This is a genomic window from Pseudomonadota bacterium, assembly GCA_016711215.1.
Classification (GTDB): Bacteria; Myxococcota_A; Polyangia.
In genome coordinates this window covers 1-4,186 of the sequence record JADJTL010000010.1, presented here as the reverse complement: position 1 = coordinate 4,186, position 4,186 = coordinate 1, and the positions used below count along the sequence as shown (strand labels likewise).

Below are 4,186 nucleotides of genomic sequence, written 5' to 3'. Positions count from 1 at the left end.
TACCTTCACCGGAAAGAAGGACTCGATGTCGAGATACTTTCTTCGCACATGCGCCCAGCAGTTCGCCAACGTGAAGCTCCCGTCCTTTGGAGAGTGACCCGTATACGCCGTAGCCGTCCGCCATCACGATCCCGCGGTAGCCACCCAGGACCGTCCGGCCGGCCTCCGTCGATCGGCTGTCGAGGATCGCGTAGCAGACCGCCTTCGGCGCGCTGAGCCCCCAGACCTGCCACTGCTTGGCCTCACCGAGGTCCTTGCCCTTGGCGCTGAGCATCCGCCAGCGGGTCTCGTCGGCGCCCAGCACCGGCTGCGCGTGCAGGTACTCCTTGAGCGTCGCGGGCAGCGCGCGCAGCACCTTGGCCAGCGAGTCGATCTGGTCCCAGAGCGTCTGCGAGTCGATCACCAGGCCCTCGCGCGCCATGATGCGGACCTGCCGCTCCAGCGGCGCGTGATCGGCGTACTTGGCCACCGCCACCTCGATCGCGAAGTCGATCGAGTAACGCGCGCCGGGCTTGAGCTTCGCCGGACCGAGGGCCGTCTCCACGCAGGCGTTACAGCCGCAGCGGCACTTTGCGCTTGTGTCGCTTGAGGACGAAGCGGCGCTCGACGCCTTGTTGATGGTGTTGTGATCACGGTTGTTGATGGGCTCGCATTGGACGGAGACGTCCCTCACCGATCGTGATCCATCGGTCAGAAGGGCATTTCGTCGAGGCTCGTCCCCACGGGGCGATCGAGCAGCTGCTGGAGGTGCCGCTCGTAGCGGGCCATCTCCCTCTCCAGCGCCCATCCACGCTTCATGATGCGATGGGCGGCGCGCAGGCTACGGAAGTGGGCTCGCCCGCGCTGCGTGGGCCAGCTCTCGTCGAGCAGCTCGGGGTTGGCGCACAGCAGCGCGCGCTCGGTGATCTCGAGCACCGCGCGCAGTGCCGCCAACGCCGCCCGCTCGGGCGCCTGGGACAGCCGCTCAGGCGTCAGCCGCGCGAGGCGCTCGGTCGGATCGTCGCCGAGGATCATCGCCGCCCCGCCTTCGCGGCCGCCGCGGTCGCCGACGGTCGTCGCGAGACCGACGCCCCGAAGACCTCCAGGTAGAGCTTCTCGTCCAGCGTCGCCTGCTCGCGGGCCGTGGCCGCGTCGAGGAGCTCGTTGGCCGCCGTCATCAGCACCCGCGGGTTGCCCGCGGCGTGCTCGGCCAGCGTGCGGACGACGATGGGATCCACCAGCGAGCTGTTGCCGCAGTGCTCCAGTCGGCGCTCCAGCATCGCTTGCAGCTCATCGGGCTTGCGATGATCGAGCTGCAGCCGCGCACGAATCCGCGTCCCCAGCGGGAGCAGCTCCGGCGTGCGCAGCATCTCCGTCAGTCGGTCGTCGCCGACGAGCACCACCGTGAGGATGGCGCGGGAGTCGAAGTCCGTGCTCGTGAGCACGCGCAGCTCGGACAGGACGTCGGGGTACATCTGCTGGGCCTCGTCGATGAGCAGCACCGGGCGCACGAGGGTCGTGTCGATGTGCGCGAGCCACTTGGCGCGCAGCGTCTTGAAGCCCCCGTAGCGGTTGCTGGACGCGATGGCGGCGCCGAAGAGGTCGCCCAGCTCGCGGTAGAAGTCGCTCAGCCGCGAGCGCGGGTGGGTCAGCGTGGCGACCTGCACGTCGCGCAACGCGTGGAGCCGACGCTGCAAGAGGCGCAGCGTGACGGACTTGCCCGTGCCGGGATCGCCGGTGACGAGCGCGAAGCCGCCCTCGGCGGCCATGTTGCCCACGCGCCAGCAGAAGTGCTCGACGGCGGCGCTGGCCGAGAGCGCCTCGATCGGCACCTCGGGCGAGAAGGGGTTGTGCTTGAGGCCGAAGGCGGCCAGCTGCGGGCGGGTCCTCATGGCGTGGGCTCCGTGTCGTCGAGGGCGTGGTCGTGGGCGTGGGGCGTGGGGCAGGTAGCCGGGCAGGAGGCCCGTCGCGGCGTAGCGGGCGATCAGCTCGCGCAGGTACGGCGCGACGCCGGGGGCTGCGTCGGGCGAGGCGTCGAGGTGCGGCGCCGGATCGACGCGCCGCCGGTGGCCGTCGGCGTTGGCCGCCTTGTCGATGGGAAAGACGCGGCACTGCGCCTGGCCGGTGCGCGCGTCGTAGAGCTCGACGAGCGAGAGGTCCCACCGGGCGTAGCGCACGGTGAGCGCGCGCAGCGTGCGGAAGCGCGAGGGGATCTCGTAGCGCACGCCGTCGAGCGTGAAGGTCCCGTCGCTGCGTCGCTGGGTGCGGGGGACGGTGCGACGGAAGGCCGCGCGCAGCCCGTCCGCGGAGGGCGACGGGCGCAGCACCGAGGGCGCCGAGAGGAATCGGTCGAGCGGCATCTCCCCGATCCCCTCATGCGCCCGCCGGTTGTGATCCCCCTCGACCCACGCCTGGGTGGCGTCGTTGAGGAGCTTGAGCGTGAGCTCCGGCTCGCCCTCCAGCATCGCCATGAGACGGCCCTCCAGGGGTCCCCAGAAGGTTTCGATCTTGGCGTTGTGCTCTGGGCTGTAGCCGCCCGTGAGGTCGCGCTCGACGCCCAGGATCGCGAGGCCCTCGACGTACTCGGCGGCCTTCATCGCGCCGCCTTCGTCGGTCATCAGCGCGCGGGGCAGGCCCCGCTTGAGGATGGCCTGCGAGACGCCATGCACGAGCGACTCGGTGTCCTCCTCCAGGTACCACTGCGCGTGACAGACCAGGCGCGAGTGGTCGTCGATGACGCCGAAGAGCTGCGGCAGCACCCGCCGCCCGTCGGGCAGCAGCACCAGGCGCTTGCCGTCGTGGAAGTCCGCGTGCCAGAGGCGCCGACGTGAGCGACCTCGTAGCTGCGTTGCTCGAAGCGATCGCGCCGATCCTGGGCGGCCAGGGCGCCGGGGCGATGGCCGCCGGGGCCGCGGCGCACGCGCACCATGCCCTCGGCGAGCAGGTGGCGGCGCAGCGTCGGGTACGACGGCAGCGGGCCGAGCGCGGGCTCCGCGCGCACGATCGCACCGAGGTTGTCGTGATGGAGCTGGATGGTCCACCCGCGGTGCGCCGCGTACTGCGCGGCGATGCGCGCGGCGAGCGCCTTGCCGATGGTGGTCTGGTGGCCGCGGTCGCGGCGCACCTTGCGGGCGAGCGCGGCGAGTGGGTCGCGGCGCTCCTTGCGCGCGATCAGAAACCACCGCTCGATGGTGGAGCGCCCGAAGTGGACGCGGTCCCCGGTGACGGGGTGCGTCCAGGGCTGGGCGGCCAGGGCCGCGAGGCGTCCCCGCAGCGCCCCGCGCTCGGGCGGCGAAGCCAACAGGGAACCAATGACCGCGTGGCGTAGTTGCGCCCATCGATCCGGGATGCGTCGTCCGTGCTCGTCGCTCGCGCTCATCGTCTCTCGCTGCCTCCGATCGCATCCTCGGCGGAGGCCCCCTGGCGAGGGAACGAGGCATCGTCTGCGGGCGCGAGAGGCCGGTTAGAAGAGCCTCGCGAAGCGCGACCGCGGTGGCAGCGGGGTGCGCGACGAGAGCGGCAGGAGCCACGTCGTCACACGCTCGAGCGCGGCCGCAGGATCGCCCTCGTCGGCCGCCTCCAGCAGCGAGCGTGGCAGCCGCCGCAGAGCGGTGTCGTCGTGCAGCACGAGGCGCCCCTGGAGGGTGCGCCAGAGAGGCGTGGTGGTGAACGTGTCGCGCCACCAGGCGAGCCACCGTCGCAGTGTGCGCAGCGACAGGCCGACGAGATCGATGATGCGCTCGAGGCGCTCCGGTGTGGGGCCGTGGCGGAGCGCGGCGGCCAGGACGACGACGGCGCCCGCGTAGACGCGGCGACCCAGGAAGACCACCGACGGCGGCGTCGCACGATCGCGGCAACCATCCCGATCGCAGCAGAAGCTCACGCGTCGGCCGAGCGCCTCGGCGTCGAACCCCGGCGGCAGACCGCGCGGCTTGCGGGGGTAGCTCGCCCGGTGCAGGCGGCCCCCGCAGGGGCATCCCGTCGCGCGGACCTCCGCGGCCAGCGTTGTGTCCAACGCCAACAACCCCGCGACCCATCTCGGATCGCGCAACAACCCGTGCCACAATCGCCACCTCCTCGTCTTGCAACCAGGAGGGTAGCGGCCTCTCGGTCCGGGCAATCACGCTCGGCGAGGGGCCGTTGCTTGTCCCCCTCACGAAGCGTGAACGCCGGCGGGCGTCAGACCATCAACGAGGGTGGAGGGGCT

At 71.6% G+C, this 4,186-nt stretch carries 4 protein-coding genes and 1 pseudogene; all 5 read right to left on the bottom strand.

All coding sequences use genetic code 11. From position 1 onward, the window contains the following. The coding region (locus IPL40_16525; protein ID MBK8482743.1) for a transposase at positions 1–673 on the bottom strand (673 nt) is incomplete at its 3' end. Between the two features lie 17 nt (positions 674–690). Then, entirely contained in the window at positions 691–1,014 is a 324-nt protein-coding gene (locus IPL40_16520) for a hypothetical protein (protein ID MBK8482742.1), read from the bottom strand. Further along, positions 1,011–1,871, bottom strand: coding sequence for an AAA family ATPase (locus IPL40_16515; protein ID MBK8482741.1), 861 nt, complete (start codon positions 1,869–1,871; stop codon positions 1,011–1,013). The genes IPL40_16520 and IPL40_16515 overlap by 4 nt, the downstream gene beginning before the upstream one ends. Positions 1,872–1,919: 48 nt before the next feature. Next, positions 1,920–3,358 (bottom strand): annotated as a pseudogene (locus IPL40_16510) (transposase). A gap of 84 nt (positions 3,359–3,442) precedes the next feature. Then, positions 3,443–3,994, bottom strand: coding sequence for a hypothetical protein (locus IPL40_16505; protein ID MBK8482740.1), 552 nt, complete (start codon positions 3,992–3,994; stop codon positions 3,443–3,445). Positions 3,995–4,186 lie beyond the last annotated feature (192 nt).

Coding starts and splice junctions, on each gene's coding strand:
- IPL40_16515 (MBK8482741.1), bottom strand. CDS start 1,871: ATGAGGACCCGCCCGCAGCTGGCCGCCTTCGGCCTCAAGCACAACCCC.
- IPL40_16520 (MBK8482742.1), bottom strand. CDS start 1,014: ATGATCCTCGGCGACGATCCGACCGAGCGCCTCGCGCGGCTGACGCCT.